At 69.1% G+C, this 18,081-nt stretch carries 20 protein-coding genes; 13 read left to right on the top strand and 7 right to left on the bottom strand.

Going from position 1 to position 18,081, the window contains the following annotated elements:
* Window positions 1-12: 12 nt before the first annotated feature.
* A complete protein-coding gene (locus ACO07Z_RS19840) occupies window positions 13-948 on the bottom strand; it encodes a DMT family transporter (RefSeq protein WP_421700285.1) in 936 nt (311 codons plus the stop codon).
* A gap of 159 nt (window positions 949-1,107) precedes the next feature.
* Between ACO07Z_RS19840 and uvrC the strand changes: the two genes are divergently transcribed.
* The 4 genes from uvrC (at window position 1,108) to ACO07Z_RS19820 (ending at window position 4,721) form a co-directional block, all read left to right on the top strand.
* Complete coding sequence (gene uvrC, locus ACO07Z_RS19835) at window positions 1,108-3,213, top strand: excinuclease ABC subunit UvrC (RefSeq protein WP_421700284.1); 2,106 nt, start codon at window positions 1,108-1,110, stop codon at window positions 3,211-3,213.
* Between the two features lie 192 nt (window positions 3,214-3,405).
* On the top strand, window positions 3,406-3,999 hold the full coding sequence (gene pgsA, locus ACO07Z_RS19830) for a CDP-diacylglycerol--glycerol-3-phosphate 3-phosphatidyltransferase (RefSeq protein WP_421700849.1): 594 nt from the start codon (window positions 3,406-3,408) through the stop codon (window positions 3,997-3,999).
* Complete coding sequence (gene moaD, locus ACO07Z_RS19825; protein ID WP_421700283.1) at window positions 3,996-4,247, top strand: molybdopterin converting factor subunit 1; 252 nt, start codon at window positions 3,996-3,998, stop codon at window positions 4,245-4,247. The genes pgsA and moaD overlap by 4 nt, the downstream gene beginning before the upstream one ends.
* Window positions 4,248-4,262: 15 nt before the next feature.
* The gene (locus ACO07Z_RS19820) at window positions 4,263-4,721 is read left to right on the top strand and encodes a molybdenum cofactor biosynthesis protein MoaE (RefSeq protein WP_421700282.1); all 459 of its coding nucleotides are present in this window, start codon (window positions 4,263-4,265) and stop codon (window positions 4,719-4,721) included.
* Window positions 4,722-4,939: 218 nt separating this feature from the next.
* Here ACO07Z_RS19820 and ACO07Z_RS19815 read toward each other — a convergent pair whose 3' ends face one another.
* Window positions 4,940-5,830, bottom strand: a complete 891-nt coding sequence (locus tag ACO07Z_RS19815; protein ID WP_244375684.1) for a branched-chain amino acid aminotransferase — start codon at window positions 5,828-5,830, stop codon at window positions 4,940-4,942.
* Window positions 5,831-6,082: 252 nt separating this feature from the next.
* On the opposite strand from ACO07Z_RS19815, the gene ACO07Z_RS19810 reads away from it, so the two are divergent.
* From ACO07Z_RS19810 to ACO07Z_RS19800, 3 genes are all read left to right on the top strand, one after another.
* Window positions 6,083-6,664: a MarR family winged helix-turn-helix transcriptional regulator gene (locus ACO07Z_RS19810; protein ID WP_244375682.1), complete on the top strand. Its 582-nt coding sequence runs from the start codon at window positions 6,083-6,085 to the stop codon at window positions 6,662-6,664.
* A 13-nt stretch (window positions 6,665-6,677) separates the two neighbouring features.
* Entirely contained in the window at window positions 6,678-7,418 is a 741-nt protein-coding gene (locus ACO07Z_RS19805) for a response regulator (protein ID WP_421700281.1), read from the top strand.
* Window positions 7,419-7,480: 62 nt separating this feature from the next.
* Window positions 7,481-8,818: an ATP-binding protein gene (locus ACO07Z_RS19800; protein ID WP_421700848.1), complete on the top strand. Its 1,338-nt coding sequence runs from the start codon at window positions 7,481-7,483 to the stop codon at window positions 8,816-8,818.
* A 9-nt stretch (window positions 8,819-8,827) separates the two neighbouring features.
* Here the strand turns inward: ACO07Z_RS19800 and ACO07Z_RS19795 are convergent, their stop codons facing one another.
* The 5 genes from ACO07Z_RS19795 to ACO07Z_RS19775 all read right to left on the bottom strand — a co-directional run bounded on the left by ACO07Z_RS19795 (window position 8,828) and on the right by ACO07Z_RS19775 (window position 12,052).
* The gene (locus ACO07Z_RS19795) at window positions 8,828-9,181 is read right to left on the bottom strand and encodes a tRNA-binding protein (protein WP_421700280.1); all 354 of its coding nucleotides are present in this window, start codon (window positions 9,179-9,181) and stop codon (window positions 8,828-8,830) included.
* Between the two features lie 92 nt (window positions 9,182-9,273).
* The gene (locus ACO07Z_RS19790) at window positions 9,274-9,972 is read right to left on the bottom strand and encodes a TetR/AcrR family transcriptional regulator (protein WP_421700279.1); all 699 of its coding nucleotides are present in this window, start codon (window positions 9,970-9,972) and stop codon (window positions 9,274-9,276) included.
* A gap of 112 nt (window positions 9,973-10,084) precedes the next feature.
* Window positions 10,085-10,909, bottom strand: coding sequence for a pyrroline-5-carboxylate reductase (proC, locus tag ACO07Z_RS19785; protein ID WP_421700278.1), 825 nt, complete (start codon window positions 10,907-10,909; stop codon window positions 10,085-10,087).
* Window positions 10,910-11,014: 105 nt separating this feature from the next.
* Window positions 11,015-11,515 (bottom strand): YbjN domain-containing protein, encoded by a 501-nt coding sequence (locus ACO07Z_RS19780; protein WP_371346922.1) that lies wholly within the window; start codon window positions 11,513-11,515, stop codon window positions 11,015-11,017.
* A gap of 258 nt (window positions 11,516-11,773) precedes the next feature.
* Window positions 11,774-12,052 carry an accessory factor UbiK family protein gene (locus tag ACO07Z_RS19775; protein WP_421700277.1) on the bottom strand — a complete coding sequence of 93 codons (279 nt, stop codon included), beginning with the start codon at window positions 12,050-12,052 and terminating at the stop codon, window positions 11,774-11,776.
* A 205-nt stretch (window positions 12,053-12,257) separates the two neighbouring features.
* On the opposite strand from ACO07Z_RS19775, the gene lgt reads away from it, so the two are divergent.
* The 6 genes from lgt (at window position 12,258) to ACO07Z_RS19745 (ending at window position 18,012) form a co-directional block, all read left to right on the top strand.
* A complete protein-coding gene (lgt, locus tag ACO07Z_RS19770; protein ID WP_421700276.1) occupies window positions 12,258-13,103 on the top strand; it encodes a prolipoprotein diacylglyceryl transferase in 846 nt (281 codons plus the stop codon).
* Window positions 13,100-14,227: a class I SAM-dependent methyltransferase gene (locus ACO07Z_RS19765; RefSeq protein WP_421700275.1), complete on the top strand. Its 1,128-nt coding sequence runs from the start codon at window positions 13,100-13,102 to the stop codon at window positions 14,225-14,227. The genes lgt and ACO07Z_RS19765 overlap by 4 nt, the downstream gene beginning before the upstream one ends.
* Entirely contained in the window at window positions 14,224-14,985 is a 762-nt protein-coding gene (pgeF, locus tag ACO07Z_RS19760) for a peptidoglycan editing factor PgeF (RefSeq protein ID WP_421700274.1), read from the top strand. Before ACO07Z_RS19765 ends, pgeF begins: the two co-directional genes overlap by 4 nt.
* An 8-nt stretch (window positions 14,986-14,993) precedes the next feature.
* Window positions 14,994-16,145 carry a M24 family metallopeptidase gene (locus tag ACO07Z_RS19755; RefSeq protein WP_421700273.1) on the top strand — a complete coding sequence of 384 codons (1,152 nt, stop codon included), beginning with the start codon at window positions 14,994-14,996 and terminating at the stop codon, window positions 16,143-16,145.
* 86 nt (window positions 16,146-16,231) lie between these two features.
* Window positions 16,232-16,909, top strand: a complete 678-nt coding sequence (locus tag ACO07Z_RS19750; protein WP_421700272.1) for a hypothetical protein — start codon at window positions 16,232-16,234, stop codon at window positions 16,907-16,909.
* Between the two features lie 149 nt (window positions 16,910-17,058).
* Window positions 17,059-18,012 (top strand): ribose-phosphate pyrophosphokinase, encoded by a 954-nt coding sequence (locus ACO07Z_RS19745; protein ID WP_244375658.1) that lies wholly within the window; start codon window positions 17,059-17,061, stop codon window positions 18,010-18,012.
* Window positions 18,013-18,081 lie beyond the last annotated feature (69 nt).

Genomic DNA, 18,081 nt, shown 5'->3' with positions numbered 1-18,081 from the left:
CGCCGGCTGGGCTCAGCGCTTGCGCGCGTCGCTCAGCGTGAACCAGCCGATGCTGGTCATGACCAGCACCGCGCCGGCAATCTCCGCCGGGCTGGCGCTCTCGCCGAGAAACAGCACCGCCAGCACCATGGTCGCCACCGGGCTGACCGTGCTGATCATCGAATTGGCCTGCGCCGAGATGCGCTTCAGCGCCGCGTTCATCAGGAAGGTCGGCAGCACCGTGGCGCCGATGGCCACCATCACCGCCAGCATCAGCCCGTGCGGCGACACCATCAGCGCCCCCACCGGCCGCACCAGCGCGAACTGGCCGATCGCCATCACCGAGGCCGCGATCATGGCGATGCAGGTGAACAGCGCCGAGCCGACCTTCTGCAGCAGCGAGCGGGCGCACAGCAGATAAAGCGCGAAGCTGATCGCCGCCAGCGTCACCAGCACCGCGCCCTTCACCACATCCGAGCCCATGACGCTGACATTCTGCAGGAAGATCAGCGCCAGCCCGCCATAGCACACCGCGAAGGCCAGCATCGCCTTGGGGCGGATAGGCTGGCCGAATAGCAGCGCGCCGAACAGCGCGACATAGATCGGGTAGGTGAACAGGATCAGCCGGCTGAACGAGGCCGAGGCATATTGCAGCCCGGCGAAGTCGAGATAGCTCGCCAGCCAATAGCCGAGCGCGCCGACCAGCATGGACTGCACCACCAGCTTTCCGCCCGGCAGCGGCTCGCCCATGCCGCGCAGCCGCAGCAGCGCCAGCGCGCCGATGACGAGATAGAACGGCAGGGAGAACGCCATGCGCAGCGCCAGCAGCGTCTCGGGATCGATGCCCTCGGCATAGGCGAGCTTGATGATGATGCCCTTGGAGGCGAACAAAATCGCCCCGGCGGCGCCAAAGGCATAGCCGGCCCAGGGCAGCGGTGGCGAGGAGACGGCTTGGCTCGGTGCGGACATGACGCTCCCTTAAGCCCTTTTTCCAGCGCCCGCACCCACTGCCAGCGCAGGACGGCCCGGCGCCCGACGCATATTCCGCCCCGCGCCGAACGGGAACAGGCGCGGGGAAGACGCACCCGGCCCCTGTTCTCCCGCGTCGCAGATGCGTATCTAGGGGGCATGATCGCCCGCCCCACACGCGACGTGCCCGACCTCGACGCCGACGATGCCGACATCGCCGAGATCGACCAGGACGAGGCCCTCATTGCCGACCTAGCCGAGGAGGCCGAGCCCGCGCCGGGCTCCGTCGCCATGGGCCGCGCCGCCATTGCACGCGCCCTCAAGCACGCGCCGAGCGGGCCCGGCGTCTACCGCATGCTCGGGCCGGACGGCACGGTGCTCTATGTCGGCAAGGCCAAGAGCATCAAGCGCCGCATCGTCGCCTATACAAGGCCGACCGGGCTGACCGCCCGCATCATGCGCATGGTGGCGGCCACGGCCGAGATGGAATTCGTCTCCACCGGCACCGAGACCGAAGCGCTGCTGCTGGAAGCCAACCTCATCAAGCAGCTGCGCCCGCGCTTCAACGTGCTGCTGCGCGACGACAAGTCGTTTCCCTATATCCTCATCACCAAGGACCACGTCTCGCCGCAGATCACCAAGCATCGCGGCGCCCGCAACCGGCCGGGCGATTATTACGGCCCCTTCGCCTCGGTCTGGGCGGTGAACCGCACCATCAACGCGCTGCAGAAGGCGTTTCTGGTGCGCTCCTGCTCCGACAGCTTCTACGAGGCGCGCACGCGCCCCTGCCTGCTGTTCCAGATCAAGCGCTGCGCCGGCCCCTGCACCGGCGAGGTCAGCCACACCGACTATGCCGAATATGTCCGCGAGGCGCGCGATTTCCTCTCCGGCCGCAGCAAGGCGGTGAAGGAGCAATTGGCGCGGGAGATGGAAGCCGCCTCGCAGGAGCTGGAATTCGAGCGCGCGGCGGCGCTACGCGACCGCCTCGCCGCGCTCTCCGCCGTGCAGGGCACGCAGGGCATCAACCCGCGCTCGGTGGAAGAGGCGGACGTGTTCGCCATCCATCAGGAAGGCGGGGCGACCTGCGTACAGGTGTTCTTCTTCCGCACCGGCCAGAACTGGGGCAACCACGCGCTCTATCCCCGCGCCGACCGGACGCTGGAGATCGGCGAGGTGCTGGAATCGTTCCTCGCCCAGTTCTACGAGGACAAGCCCTGCCCCCGCCTCATCCTGCTCAGCCACGACATTGCCGAGCGCGAGCTGCTGGAAGAGGCGCTTTCCACCCGCGCCGGCCATCGCGTCGAGATCGCGGCCCCCAAGCGCGGCGAGAAGCGCGAACTGGTCGAGCACGCGCTGCAGAACGCCCGCGAGGCGCTCGGCCGCAAGCTGGCGGAAAGCGCCAGCCAGGCCCGGCTGCTGGAAGAGCTCGCCCGCGCCTTCGCGCTCCAGGGCCCGCCGAAGCGGATCGAGGTCTATGACAACAGCCACATCATGGGCTCGAACGCCGTCGGCGGCATGATCGTCGCCGGGCCGGAAGGCTTCGCCAAGAGCCAGTACCGCAAGTTCAACATCCGCTCGACCGAACTCACCCCCGGCGACGATTACGGCATGATGCGCGAGGTGCTGACCCGGCGCTTCTCCCGCCTCTTGAAGGAGAATCCGCGGGCCACCGCCTCACCTCTCCCCGACGGGGAGAGGTCGACGGCGCAGCCGTCGGGTGAGGGGCAGCCTTCGACCATGGCGCCCTCCCCCTCACCCCAACCCTCTCCCCCACGGGGAGAGGGAGAAGAATCGGACGCCGCCTCCTCCGCCTGGCCGGACCTTCTGCTCATCGACGGCGGCCCCGGCCAGTTGAAGGCGGCGCAGGAAACCCTCGCCGGCCTCGGCGTCACCGATGTGCCCATGGTCGGCGTCGCCAAGGGGCCGGACCGCGACGCCGGCCGCGAGACCTTCTATGTCGAGGGGCGCGAGCCCTTCCGGCTGGAGCCGCGCGACCCGGTGCTGTATTTCGTCCAGCGCCTGCGCGACGAGGCGCACCGCTTCGCCATCGGCTCGCACCGCGCGCGGCGCAAGAAGGACCTGACCCAGGCCGGGCTGCAGGAAATTCCCGGCATCGGGCCGACCCGCAAGCGGGCGCTGCTGCACCATTTCGGTACGCTCAAGGCCATTGAGCGCGCCTCGCTCGCCGATCTCGAAGGCGTGCCGGGGGTGAACGCGGCGACGGCGCGGGCGGTTTACGACTTCTTTCATGCCAAGGCGACATGAAGGACCGGAACGGCCATGCGCGTCATGCGATGGCCACAGCCCTGACGCATCGTGATAAGCCTGCGGCAGGGATGGCTGGGGACCGGGACGCGATTGACGCGGCCGGCTCGCATGTTTACCTGCCTGTGAGGGAGCCGGCACAGTATGGTCGATGTCGCATCTAACCCGCAGACGGATCGGGAGCCGGCCAAGGTGACGCGCGGACACGCCATGTCGCTGCCCAACATTCTCACCTATGGCCGCTGCGTGGCGGTGCCGCTGGTGGCGGCGTGCCTGTTCTGGTCCGACATTCTCGAAGGCGGCCTGTGGCTGCGCTGGGTCGCCGTGGCTTTATACGCGGTCGCGGCCATCACGGATTTCTTCGACGGCTATCTCGCCCGCGCCTGGTCGCAGCAATCGGCCATCGGCCGCATGCTCGACCCCATCGCCGACAAGCTGCTCGTCTCGGCCTCGCTGTTGATGCTGGCCTCGGACGGCACCATTCGCGGCTGGTCGTTATGGGCGGCGTTGGTGATTCTGTGCCGCGAGATTCTCGTCTCCGGCCTGCGCGAATTTCTCGCCGAGCTGCGGGTCAGCGTACCCGTCACCCGCCTCGCCAAATGGAAGACCACCGCCCAGCTGGTGGCGGTCGGCGTGCTGCTCGCCGGCCCGGCGGCGGACCTCGTGGTGCCCGGCATCACCTTGTTCGGCATCGGCCTGTTGTGGATCGCGGCGCTGCTGACGCTCTATACTGGGTGGGATTATTTCCGCGCCGGCGCCCGCCATCTGATCGGGGACGCGCCGTGAAGGTGCTGTATTTCGCCTGGGTGCGCGAGCGCATCGGGCTGGAGGCGGAGGAGGTCGCGGTGCCGGAAGGCGTCGCCACCGTCGCCGAACTCGCCGCCTATCTCGCCGCCCGCGGCGAGGGCTATGCCCGCGCTTTCGAGAATCCGCGCATCGTCCGCGCGGCGCTCGACCGGCGGCACGCACGGCCCGACACGCCGCTGGGCGGCGCGCGCGAGATTGCCTTCTTCCCGCCCATGACGGGCGGCTGAACGAGCGAGGTGAGCATGTTCACCGTCCGCATCCAGGCGCAGGATTTCGACCCCGCGCAGGAGGCCGCCGCCCTGTCGAAGGGGCGTAGCGATATCGGCGCCGTCGTCACCTTCACCGGCCTGTGCCGGGCGCAGGACGCCCCCGGCGGCGCTCCGCTTATCGCGCTGACGCTGGAACATTATCCCGGCATGGCGGAGGAGGAGATCGGCCGGCTGGTCGAGCAGGCCCGCGCCCGCTGGCCGCTCATCGGCGCCACCGTCATCCACCGCTATGGCCGCATGGTGCCGGGCGACAACATCGTGCTCGTCGTCACCGCCTCCGCCCACCGCGCCGCCGCCTTCGAGGCGGCCGAATTCCTGATGGACTGGCTGAAGACCAGCGCGCCGTTCTGGAAGATGGAAGAGCGCGACGAAGGCACCGCCTGGGTCGCGGCCAAGGACGAAGACGACGACGCAGCGGAACGTTGGAACTAGCCGCCTCTCCTGCCTCCGTCCTCCCGGACGGCAGCAGGCCGCGCCAAGCGTCATCCCGGACGGCCGAAGGCCGATCCGGGATCGTCGGACGAAGGGGAGCGGGCAGCGATCACGGCTCTCCGCCCTGCGGGCGGCGGCCGGGATGACGGCGAAGGAGTGAGGCAAACGAAAATGCCGGCCCGAGGGCCGGCATTTCCATTCAGCGATCTCTGCAGCCCTCAGGCCGCTTCCGCCTTCTTCGGCTGCACTTCGGACATGTAGTCCTCCAGCAGCGTCTTGGTGACCGGGCCGGGCTGGAAGTGCTGGCCGGCGATCTCGGACACCGGCGTCACCTCGGCGGCGGTGCCGGTGATGAAGCACTCGTCGAAGCTCGCCAGCTCTTCCGGCATGATCGCCCGCTCCACCACCTCGATGCCGCGCCGCTTGGCGAGCGCGATCACCGTCTGGCGGGTGATGCCGTTGAGGAAGGCATCGGCCTCCGGCGTGTGGACGACGCCGTCCTTGACGAAGAACACATTGGCGCCGGTGCATTCGGCGACGCGGCCGCGCCAGTCCAGCATCAGCGCGTCGGCGAAGCCCTCGCGCTCGGCGGCGTGCTTGGAGATGGTGCAGATCATGTAGAGGCCGGCGGCCTTGGAGGTCGAGGGCGCGGTCTGCGGGTCGGGACGGCGGTACTTCGCCATGCCGATGCGGATGCCCTTGAGCCGCTGCGCCGGGTCGAAATAGCTCGGCCATTCCCACGCCGCGATGGCGAGGTGGATCTGGTTGTGCTGGGCGGAAACGCCCATCATGTCCGAGCCGCGCCAGGCGACGGGGCGGAGATACGCGTCCACCAGCTTCTGCCGGGTCAGCAATTCGCGGCAGGCGGCGTTGATCTCGTCCTCGCTGTAGGGAATCTCGAAGTCGAGCAGTTCGGCGCTGTGCTTCAGACGCGTCGTGTGCTCGTCGAGCTTGAAGATCTCGCCGCCATAGGCGCGCTCGCCCTCGAACACGCAGCTGCCATAGTGCAGCCCGTGGGTCAGTACATGGACCTGCGCGTCCTGCCAGGGCACGAAGGCGCCGTCATACCAGATCCAGCCGCTGCGTTTGTCGAAAGGTTCGCTCGCCATGGTTAAGTCTCCCAACCGGTGCGCCGGCGCGCCATGGGGAGGCGCCGGAGCCCTTCTTTCCTTCGGCATGGTGGCTACGGCCTGCCCGGCGAGAGCGCAACGCTTTGCCTCGCGGCCGAAGTCCCGTTATCGTCGCCGCTCGGCACGAGCGGGTACGACTTTGTCCTGTTCCGAGGCGGATCGGGCGGCGTGCCGAACAATCCTTTCGTTGAACGGGACATCTGGGTAACGATCATAACGAAAAAAGTCAACATGGCTGACATAAATGTCTCGCTGACAGCGCGCACCGGCAAGAGCGAGCCGGGGGCGGCGCGTGGCTCGTCGTCCTCCGAGGGCGAGCCGATGCTCGACCTGATCGAGCTGTTGTTCTTCGCCTATCGCAATTTCGTCAGCGATCCCGACGAGATCCTGCAGGGCTTCGGCTTCGGCCGGGCGCATCACCGGGTGCTGCATTTCGTCAACCGCCATCCCGGCATGCGCGTCACCGACCTCTTGGACATTCTGCGCATCACCAAGCAGAGCCTCGGCCGGGTGCTGCGCGAGCTGGTGGACCAGGGCTTCATCGACAGCCGCGCCGGCGCCTCCGACCGTCGCCAGCGCCTGCTCTACCTCACCCCCAAGGGCGAGGCGCTGACGCAGGAATTCGTCGCCATCCAGTCGCGCCGCATCCGCCGCGCGCTGGAGGAGAGCGGCGGCGAGTCGCGCGAGCTGGTGCGCCGCTTTCTTGTCGCCATGATCGACCCGGAAGATCGCAGCTCGACCGAGAAGCTGATCGCCCGCGCCGACCAGGCCGTGGAGGCGCGCAGCGCCGCCCGCGGCCGGACGGCCGGCTGACGGGAGGACCGCCATGCTCGACGCCCGCCTGAGCCCGGCCGAAGCGGCAAGGGAATCCCGCACCATGCCTGCCGACGACGCCTTCCACCTGCTCATCGTCGATGACGACCGCCGCATTCGCGACCTGCTGTCGCGCTTCCTCACCGAGCACGGCTACCGCGTCACCACGGCGGAATCCGCCGCCGACGCCCGCGCCCGGCTCGGCGGCCTCGCCTTCGACCTGCTGATCCTCGACGTGATGATGCCAGGCGAGAACGGCTTCGACCTCGCCCGCTCGGTGCGCGCCGATTCCGCCGTGCCCATCCTCATGCTCACCGCCCGCTCCGAGCCGGGAGACCGCATCGAGGGGCTGGAGATCGGCGCCGACGACTATCTCGCCAAGCCGTTCGAGCCGCGCGAATTGCTGCTGCGCATCGGCAACATCATCAAGCGCGCCGCCCCGCCGCCGGCGCAGGCGATCGAGGCGGTGCGCTTCGGGCCCTTCACCTTCCATCTTGCGCGCGGCGAGCTCACGCGCGACGGCGAGCTGGTACGCCTCACCGACCGCGAGCGCGACATGCTGCGGGTGCTGGGCGAAGCACCGGGGCAGACCGTGCCGCGCCAGGACCTCGTCGCCCCCGGCGTCGCCGCCGGCGACCGGGCGGTGGACGTGCAGGTCAACCGGCTGCGCCGCAAGATCGAGCGCGACCCGGCCAATCCCGCCTATGTGCAGACGGTGCGCGGCGTCGGCTACCGGCTGGTCGTCGCTCCTTGAGCCGCCGCGACACCAGCGTGGTGGGCGCCGCGCGGGCGCGCCTGCGCCTCACCCAGCGCCGCATGCGGGAGAACAATGCCCGCTTCGGTGCGTGGTTCAACCGCGTCATGCCGAAGGGCCTGTTCGCCCGCTCGCTGATCATCATCGTCACCCCTGTCGTGATCCTGCAGTCGGTGCTCGCCTTCGTGTTCATGGAGCGGCACTACAACACGGTGACGCGCCGCCTCTCCGCAGCGGTGTCGCAGGACATCACCGCCGTCACCCAGCTCGCCGTGGCCTTCCCGACCGAGGCCGACCAGGACAAGATCAAGCGCATCGCCCAGCTCACATTAGGGCTGACAGTGGATTTCCTGCCCGGGGAACGCCTGCCGCCGCCCGGCCCGAAGCCCTTCTTCTCCACCCTCGATTCCGCCTTCACCAGCGAACTCGCCAAACGCCTGCACCGGCCGTTCTGGACCGACACGGTCGGCAATTCCAACCTCATCGAGGTGCGGGTGCAGCTGGACGACATGGTGCTGCGGGTGTTCGCCCGCCGCAGCCAGGCCTATCTCTCCAATTCGCACATCTTCCTGTTGTGGATGGTGGGCACCGCGCTGGTGCTGATGGCGGTGGCCATCCTGTTCCTGCGCAACCAGATCAAGCCGATCGAGGCGCTGGCCGATGCCGCCATCGCCTTCGGCAAGGGGCGCGACGTGCCCGGCTTCCGCCCGCGCGGCGCGCGCGAGGTGCGCGGCGCGGCGCTGGCCTTTCTGGAAATGAAGCGGCGCATCGAGCGGCAGATCGAGCAGCGCACCACCATGCTCGCCGGCGTCAGCCACGACATGCGCACCATCCTCACCCGCTTCAAGCTGGAACTGGCGTTGCTCGGCGACAGCGCCGACACCGAGGCGCTGCGCAAGGATGTCGACGATCTCCAGAGCATGCTGGAGGCCTATCTCGCCTTTGCCCGCGAGGATGTGGCGGAAACCCCGGCGCTGGCCGACATGGCGCGGCTGATCGAGGAGGCGCGCTTCAACGCCGAGCGGCAGGGGGCACGCGTCAGCGCCAGCTATAGCGGCGACCCGCTGGTGATGGTGCGCGTCGACGCCTTCCGCCGCTGCCTCGCCAATCTCGTCGGCAATGCCGGCCGGCATGCCGCGCGCATCGATATCACAGGCACGCGCGACGAGCGCTGGCTCACCATCACCGTCGACGATGACGGGCCCGGCATCGCGCCCGATCTGCGTGAGGATGTGTTCCGTCCCTTCTTCCGGCTGGACGAGGCGCGCAACCAGGATGCCGGCGGCTCCGGCCTCGGCCTCACCATCGCCCGCGACGCCGCCCGCGCCCATGGCGGCGATGTCATCCTCGGCGAGAGCCCGCTCGGCGGCCTGCGCGCGACGATCCGGATTCCGGTGTAGAAGCCCCGTTCAGAACAGCCGCGCGCCGTTCGGCACATCCTGATCCGGCTTGAACAGCACCACCGCGCCGTCGGCGTCGGGAAAGCCGAGGGTCAGCACCTCGGACATGATCGGGCCGATCTGGCGCGGCGGGAAGTTCACCACCGCCGCCACCTGCCGCCCGATGAGGTCCTCCGGGGCGTAATGCACGGTGATCTGCGCCGAGGATTTCTTGCAGCCGATATGCGGGCCGAAATCGATCACCAGCTTGATCGCCGGCTTGCGCGCCTCCGGGAAGGGCTCGGCCTGGATGATGGTGCCGACGCGGATATCGACCTTGAGGAAGTCCGCGATCGTGATCTGTTCGGTGGGGGCAAGACTCATGATGAACGCCTCAAGCTGAACGCCGCACTCCCGCGCATACACGGCGCGGGGTGATTCCGGCGGTCAGTCTACGCGAAAGGCCGGCGTCGCTGTCACGCCATGACCGGCGCGTCCGGCGGAACCGGGGTCTCCGGCGCGGCGAGGGAGGCCGTGCCTCGACGCCCGCGCCGTCCGGTGGCGAGGCACACCGCGCCCTCGATCAGGCCGAGCGCCCGCTCGCCGCGCGCCAGCTCGCGGTCCAGCGCCGCCATGGTGCGGGCGAGCGCCGGGTCGTCGTCGCTGAGGAAGGTCTGCAGCACACGGCCGAACACCAGCGCCAGCCCCTGCGCCCGCACCGCACCCTTGAGGCCGGCGGTGTCGATGCGCGCCGCCGCCAGCATCCATTGCTGCGAGCGCACGGAGAGCTTGTTCAGCGCCAGGGCGAAGAACGGGTTGCGCCGCGCCGAATCCATCAGCGAGCGCAGCGCCGCCTTGTGCGGCGCCAGCACATCGAGCCGGCGCATCAGCACATCGACCAGCCGGTCGCGGGCCGGCTCGTCTTCCATGTCGTCGGTGGGCGCGGCCAGCACCTTGGAATCGACTTCGCGCAGGAAGCCGGACAGCATGTCGAAGGTGGAACCGAAGGCGGCGCGCAATTCGGCGAGCGGCATCTTCGCCTCGTCCGCCACCTCGCCGAGGCTGATACGCTCGAAAGGCTTGCGCGCCAGCAGCCGCATGAAGCTGTCGAGGGCGAGGGCACGCCCTTCGCTGACCTTCTCGGTGGTCGCTTTCGTTCCCGCGGAGCCTGTCATGATGACCTCCAGTCCTGAACGTTGCCTCACCCAGATGTAAGGCGCGCCACGGCGCGGGAGAAGCCCCCGCGCGGCAAATCAAGGCAGGGTCCGCGCACGAAAGCGGGAGCGCTCAGCCCGCGAGTTCGCGCGAGCGCCGCGCCGCCGCCGCCACCGCCTCGGCGAGCAGCGGGCCGAAGCCCTTGTCCTCGTCCATCAGCACGGCGAGCGCCGCCGCCGTGGTACCGTTGGGCGAGGTGACATTGCGGCGTAGCTGCGCCGGGTCGATGCCGGTGCGAACCATCAGCTCGCCCGCCCCCGCCACCGTGGCGCGCGCCAGCCGGTCGGCCATGTCGGCGGGCAGGCCCGCCTGCGCCCCCGCCGCCGCCAGCGCTTCCGCCAGCAGGAACACATAGGCCGGGCCGGAGCCGGAAACGGCGGTGGCGACGTCGATCAGCGCCTCGTCCTCCACCCATTCCACCCCGCCCGTGGCGCGCAGCAGCGCGTCGGCGATGTTCATCTGGTCCGGGCTCACGGCGCCATTGGCGACCGCCACCGTCACCCCGCGCCCGATCGCCGCCGGCGTGTTGGGAATGGAGCGGACCACGGCCGCCCCGACGGGAAAGTAGGATTCGAGAAAACCGAGCGTGCGCCCCGCCATGACCGAGACGATGAGCGTCCCGGCATCGGCCAGCCCGGCCACCCGGGCGAGCACGTCGGGGGCCACCTGCGGCTTCACCGCCAGCAGCATCACCGCCGGCGGGCCGCCATTGAGCGGGTTCAGCGCCACGCCGCGCGCCTCGATGAGCGCGGCGACTTCCGCCGGCGGCGCCGGGTCGATCACCGCCGCCCGCGCCGGATCGAGCCCGAGATCGAGCCAGCCTTCCAGCATGGCGCCGCCCATCTTGCCGGCGCCGACAAGCAGCACCCGCCCGGGAATGTCGGAAAGTGTGGCCATCGTGGAACTCCCCTGCCCGCGCGAGCGCGCGTCCTCGGCGGTCTTAGTGCCGCCGTCGCGTCGCTTTGGCAATGGGAGTGTGCGCCGGACCGGCAGGCCTGTGCGTCAGGCCTCGCCGACCGTCTCGAACAGGGTGGCGTCCATCGCCTCGCGGGCGCTCTTGCCGGCCCAGACGACGAACTGGAAGGCGGGGAAATAGCGTTCCACCGCCTCGATGGCGCATTCCATCAGCACCTCGCACTGGCGGTCGGTGGCTTCCGCCCCGGCCAGCAGCAGCGCGTGGCGGAACATGATCACGCCCTCCTTCGACCAGAGGTCGAAATGGCCGACCCACATCTGCTCATTGATGAGCGAGAGCAGGCGCAGCACCTCGGTCTTGCGCTTCTCCGGCACCTTGAGATCGAAGGCGCAGGCGATGTGCAGGGCCTCGACCTCGTCCATCCACTGGAACGAGACATGGCAATCCGTCCAGCGCCCTTCGAGGGAGATGGTGATCTCGTCCTCGGCCGAGCGCTCGAACGCCCATTCGTTAAGCGCGGCCATGCGCTCGACGAGATCCAGCGGGTTGAGGCTGATGTCGGTCTCGAAGTCACTAGTATGGGTCATGCTCGACCTCGCGAGGGTGGGACGCGGAGGGGGTCGAACGCACGCAACGCGACGGTTGCGGCAAGCCGTTCAAGAATCGAACGAATCGCCGTCGTCCCAACTATATCGCGCTGAATCCGTACCTCGCTACGACCGTTGTACCATGGTCCGTATAAAAACGGGCCATGGCGAAAATTGGCACTATTGACTTGTCGCGGGATTCGGCCCGGCGCGGCAAGCGCCGTGTCGAAGCGTCCACAAGCCAGGCGGGTGAAAGGCTCAGCCAAGCGAATCGGGCGGATCGATCGTCGCCTCAAGCTTGGCCTCCAGCGCGGCGATGCGGGCGGCGAGCCGCTCATTCTCCTCGCGCGCGGCGGCGGCGAGTTCCTTCACCGTCTCGAATTCCTCGCGGGTGACGACATCGAGCTCGCGCAGGATGCGCTCGGCCTGGGCGCGCATCACGCCTTCCGCCTCGCGGCGCACGCCGGTGGCGACGCCGGCCGCGTCGTTCATCAGCTTGGCAAAATCGTCGAAGATCCGGCCGGTGGTCTGGGTCATGGTCATCTCCCGGGATGAGGCCGGACCAATGCCGTGCCTTTGCAGAAACAATGGGGCGGCGGGGCGGTGATCGCAAGGGGAGCGGCCGTTGCGCGGTGCGCGGCGGCCACAGGCGCCTTGATCCCGTCACGCAACGGGGGCAAAGCGAAGATGCCGCCTTCCGCACGTCCGCCGCCGGCCGCGCGCCCTTCCGCCGAGAGGTCCGATGCTGCTCACCCCGCCGCTGCTCGCTTTGCCCTTCCCGAACATCGACCCGGTGCTGATCGAGCTCGGCCCCTTCGCCATACGCTGGTATGCGCTGGCCTATATTGGCGGACTGCTGTTCGGCTGGTGGATGGCCAAGCGGCTGTGTTCCAGCCCGGCGCTGTGGGGCGGGCAGGCGCCGATCAAGCCGGAGGAGTTCGACGACGCGGTGGTGTGGATCGCGGTCGGCGTCATCCTCGGCGGGCGCATCGGTTATGTGCTGTTCTACAACCTGCCCTTCTATGCCGAAAATCCGTTGCAGGCCTTCACCCTATGGCATGGCGGCATGGCGTTCCATGGCGGCTTTCTCGGCTCCATCCTTGCCATGTACCTGTTCTGCCGGCGCCGGGGCCTGCCCTTCGTCTCCATGCTGGATATCGCCGCGTCGGTGGTGCCGGTCGGCCTGTTCCTCGGGCGGCTGGCGAACTTCATCAATGGCGAATTGTGGGGCCGGCCGACCGATGTCGCCTGGGCCTTCGTCTTCCCGCATGGCGGACCGGAGCCGCGCCATCCCAGCCAGCTCTATGAGGCGGGGCTGGAGGGGCTGGCGATCTTCCTGATCCTGCAGCTTGCCATCCGCGCCGGCGCGCTGGCCCGGCCGGGCACGGTGGCCGGAATGTTCGTGTTCCTCTATGGCTGCGCCCGCATCTTCGTGGAGTTCTTCCGCGAGCCGGACCCGCAGCTCGGCTATCTATTCGGCGGCTGGCTGACCATGGGCATGCTGCTCTCCCTGCCGATGCTGGCGCTGGGGAGCTGGCTCGTCTGGCGCGCCCGCCAGCGCCCGGCGCTCCGCGCAGGTGCCGCATGAACGCGCTGGCGGAACAGCTCGCCCGGCAGATCGCCCTCACCGGCCCGATCACCGTCGCCGACTATATGGAACAGTGCCTGTTCCACCCCACGCTCGGCTACTACACCACGCGCGAGCCCTTCGGCACATCAGGCGATTTCATCACCGCGCCCGAAATCAGCCAGATGTTCGGCGAGCTCATCGGCCTGTGGGCGGCGGAAACCTGGCTGCGCCTCGGCTCGCCCGCGCCCTTCGTCCTCGCCGAGTTCGGCCCCGGCCGTGGCACGATGATGGCCGACATGCTGCGCGCCACCGCCCGCGTGCCCGGCCTGCATGAGGCCGCCCGCGTGGTGCTGGTGGAAGCCTCGCCGCGCCTGCGCGCCCGGCAGGCGGAAACCCTGCGCGGCCATGCCGTCGAATGGGTGGAGAGGATCGAGGCTCTGCCGCCCGGCCCGCTGATCGCGCTCGGCAACGAGTTCATCGACGCGCTGCCGATCCGCCAGTTCGTCCGCACGCCGGACGGCATCGCCGAGCGCATGGTCGGCCTCGATTCCGCCGGAGCCCTCGCCTTCGGCCTGCGCCCCGGCGCCCGGCTCGATGCGCACGGCGACGCCCGCCTCGCCGCCGCGCCGCTGGGCGCGGTGCTGGAAACCTGCCCGCTCGGCCTCTCCATCGCAGCCACCCTCGGTGCCCGCATTGCCGCGAGCGGCGGCGCGGCGCTGTTGGTCGATTACGGCCATGCCGGCGAGCGGGAGCGAGGCGGCGGCTTCGGCGACACGCTGCAGGCGCTTTATCGCCGGGCCTTCGACGATGTGCTGGCGCATCCCGGCGAAGCGGACCTCACGGCCCATGTCGATTTCGCCGCTCTCGCCCATGCCGCCACGGCTGCTGGCGCCCGCGTCTTCGGCCCCATCGGCCAGGGCCTGCTGCTGGAGCGGCTGGGCCTCGATGAGCGCGCCTTCCGGCTGAAGCGCGCGGCGAGCGAGGCCGACCGGGAAATGGTGGAGGCGGCGCGCCTGCGCCTCGCCGGAACGGACGAGGGACAGATGGGCGCCCTCTTCAAGGCGCTCGCCCTGGTGCATCCTGCCCTCGACATGGTGGCCGGATTCGCCCCTTCCGAGCTGTTCGAGGACAATCCCGCATGAAGGTCGAATCCCCCGCACTGAGCGCCCTGCCCGGCATCCGCCACGCCTTCTTCACCCGCGAGGGCGGGGTCTCCGAAGGCCTCTATGCCGGGCTCAATGGCGGCACCGGCTCGCGCGACGAACCCGCCCATGTCGCGGAGAACCGTGCCCGCATGGAAGCCGCGCTCGGCGTGCCGTCCGGTCACCTGCTCACCGCCTGGCAGATCCACTCGCCCGATTGCGTGATCGTGGACCGGCTGTGGGACGAGCGGCCGAAGGCCGATGCGGTCGCCACCGCCACGCCGGGCATCGCCGCCGCCGTAACCATCGCGGATTGCGGGCCGGTGCTGTTCGCCGACCCCATCGCCCGCGTCGTCGGCGCCGCCCATGCCGGCTGGAAGGGCGCGGTGGGCGGAGTGCTCGACGCCACACTCGCCCGCATGGAAGAACTCGGCGCCCGGCGCGGTAATATCGTCGCCGCCATCGGTCCGCTCATCCGGCAGGAGAGCTACGAGGTCGGACCCGATTTCATCGCCACCCTGACCGGCCTCGACGCCGGCAATGCGCGCTTTCTGATCCCGGCAGCGCGGCCGGACCATGCGCTGTTCGACCTGCCCGGCTACATCGCCGCCCGGCTCACCGCGCTCGGCGTCGGCACGATCGATGATCTCGGCCTCGACACCTATGCGGACGAGGCGCGCTTCTTCTCCTATCGCCGCGCCACCCACCGCGGCGAGCCCGACTATGGACGCCTGATCGCCGCCATTACTCTGGTGTGAGCTTCGCCATGACCCTGCATTTCACCGGCCCGGAATTCGAGCGTCGCCGCCAGCGCTTGCTCACCGTTCTGGCGGAACAGCGGCTCGACGGGCTGCTGATGTTCCAGCAGGAGTCCATGTATTGGCTCACCGGCTATGACACGTTCGGCTTCTGCTTCTTCCAGGCTCTGTGGCTCGGCGCCGATGGGCGGCTGGCTTTGCTCACCCGCTCGGCCGATCTGCGGCAGGCGCAGCACACCTCGCTGATTGAGGACATCCGCGTGTGGACCGACCGGGCCGACGCCACGCCGCAGCAGCAGCTGTGCGCCATGGTGACGGAGCTGGGCGGCGCGGGCGGGCGCATCGGCGTGGAATATGAGAGCTACGGTCTCACCGCCGCCAATGGCAAGAAGCTTGACGCGGCTTTCGACGGCATCGCCACGCTCATCGACGCCTCGCGTCTGGTGGACCGGCTGCGGGCGGTGAAGTCGGCGGCGGAAATCCTTTATGTCCGGCAGGCCGGCAAGCTGGCGCTGGCGGCGCGCGAGGCGGCGCTCGACATCATCGCGCCGGGCGTCGACGAGGGCGAGGTGCTGGCGGCGATGCAGGGCGCCATCTTTAGGGGTGGCGGCGATTATCCGGCCAATGAGTTCATCATCGGCTCCGGGGCCGACGCGCTGCTCTGCCGCTACAAGAGCGGCCGGCGCGTGCTCGGCGACGAAGACCAGCTCACCCTGGAATGGGCCGGCGCCTATCGCCACTACCACGCGGCGATGATGGAGACGGTGGTGATCGGCCCGCCGCGCGACCGGCATCTGGAACTCTTCGCGGCGGCGAAGCAGGCGCTGGAAGCCTGCGCCCATGCCATGGTGCCTGGCCGCACCGCCGGCGAGGTGTTCGCCGCCCATGCGCATGTGATGGACGGGCACGGGCTGGAAAAGCACCGGCTGGCCGCCTGCGGCTATTCGCTGGGCGCCAAGTTCACCCCTTCCTGGATGGACCCGCCGATGTTCTACGAGAACAATCCCTGGGTGCTGGAAGCCGGCATGGTGTTGTTCGCGCACATGATTCTGATGGACAGCGACACCGGCACCGCCATGTGCCTGGGGCGCACCTATCTCGTCGGCGTTAACGCTAACGAGGGCTTAACGCCCGCCCCTCTGGACCTGATCGTTAATTAGTTTTAACCCTTTCCCGTCCGCTGGCGACGTTCGCGGCTCTGCTTCGGCAGGGACACGCGGCGCGACCGGCCCACAGGGAATGGTTCATGCTCGCTCGCTTCCGCCCTCTGGGCCGACGCCTTACGACGACCGCGGTTCTCCTTGCCGCCCTCGCCCTCGGCGCCTGCCAGACCAATGGCGGTGGCAACAAGCCGGTGGCGGCGACCGCCGTCTCCTCGGGCAACAAGACCATCGCGTTCGAATCCATCGACGGCCCGCCGGAGCCGGTGTTCAACCGGCTGGTGGCCGATCTCTCCGATCAGGCCAAGGCGCGGCAGATGCCCGTCGTCTCGCGCGGGTCGCAGGCGGCCTACCGGGTGCGCGGCTATCTCGCCGCCACCGTCGCCAATGGCAAGGGCGAGGTCGACTGGGTGTGGGACGTGTTCGACGCCGACAGCGACCGCGTGCTGCGCGTCGCCGGCCGCGAGAAGCTCGGCCCCGGCAAGGATGTCTGGAACAATCTCGACGACGCCACGGTGCAGCGCATCGCCGCCCAGAGCCTCAGCGAAATCTCGACCCGCCTCGCCGGCGGCACGCCCGCGACCACCTCCACCGCCCCGGCCGCCGCGCCCGAACTCGACCCGGCGGACGCCCCGCCGGTCAACCCCGGCGAGGGTCCCGTCGTCGCCAGCGCGGTGCCGGACGACATCCCCGCCGATGTCGTAACGGCACCTTCCGCGACCGAAGGGGCGAGCAGCGCCCTCACCTTCGCCTCCCATCCCTGAACCCGCGTGGCACCTATGCGGCAACGCATGGGACAAGCGGGCGCGACGCGGCTCTGGAAGCTTTACAGGCCGGGCCGGCCCGCCTATCAGGTCTGCGCGACGGCCATAAGACGGCCGGCGGAAGGTTGACGGCTGGGAGCGCGCCGGGAATGTCTGACAATAACGGTTCGATCAAACTCGTCGCCGGCAATGCCAACCGCCCGCTGGCGGAAGCGATCGGGGCCTATCTGCGCACCTCGATGACCAAGGCCGTGGTCCGCCGCTTCGCCGACATGGAGATCTTCGTCGAGATCCAGGAGAATGTGCGCGGCAAGGACGTGTTCGTCCTGCAGTCCACCTCCTTCCCGACCAATGACCATCTGATGGAGCTGCTCATCATCACCGATGCGCTGCGCCGCTCCTCCGCCCGCCGCATCACCGCCGTGCTGCCCTATTTCGGCTATGCCCGCCAGGACCGCCGCTCCTCCGGCCGCACGCCGATCTCCGCCAAGCTGGTGGCCAACCTCATCACCCATGCCGGCGCCGACCGCGTGCTCACCGTCGACCTGCATGCCGGCCAGATCCAGGGCTTCTTCGACATTCCGACCGACAACCTGTTCTCCGCCCCAGTCATGGTGGCCGACATCAAGTCCCGGTTCGAACTGTCCGACATCACCGTCGTCTCGCCCGACGTGGGCGGCGTGGTGCGCGCCCGCGCGCTGGCCAAGCGCATCGACGCCCAGCTCGCCATCGTCGACAAGCGCCGCGAGCGCCCCGGCGAGAGCGAGGTGATGAACGTCATCGGCGATGTCGAGGGCAAGCGCTGCATCCTCGTCGACGACATCATCGATTCCGGCGGCACGCTGGTGAACGCGGCGGATGCGCTGCTGGCGCGCGGCGCCACCGAGGTCTACGCCTACATCACCCATGGCGTGCTCTCGGGCGGCGCGGTCTCGCGCGTCACCGCCTCGAACCTCAAGGAACTGGTGATCACCGATTCGATCCAGCCGACCGAGGCGGTCCGGGTGGCGCGCAACATCCGCGTCATCTCCATCGCCAGCCTGCTGGCGGAGGCCATCGGCCGCACGGCGCATGAGGAAAGCGTCTCCAGCCTGTTCGACTGAACGGGTGCGGAATACCGCCTAACCCCTTGATGTTGAACGCATGGCGGCGAAATGCTGCGCTGCGCCATC

It is taken from the genome of Ancylobacter sp. (assembly GCF_965229075.1).
In the GTDB taxonomy this organism is placed as follows: Bacteria; Pseudomonadota; Alphaproteobacteria; order Rhizobiales; family Xanthobacteraceae; genus Ancylobacter.
The sequence above is the reverse complement of the archived record's forward strand: the minus strand, read 5'-3'. Positions and strand labels throughout refer to the sequence as shown.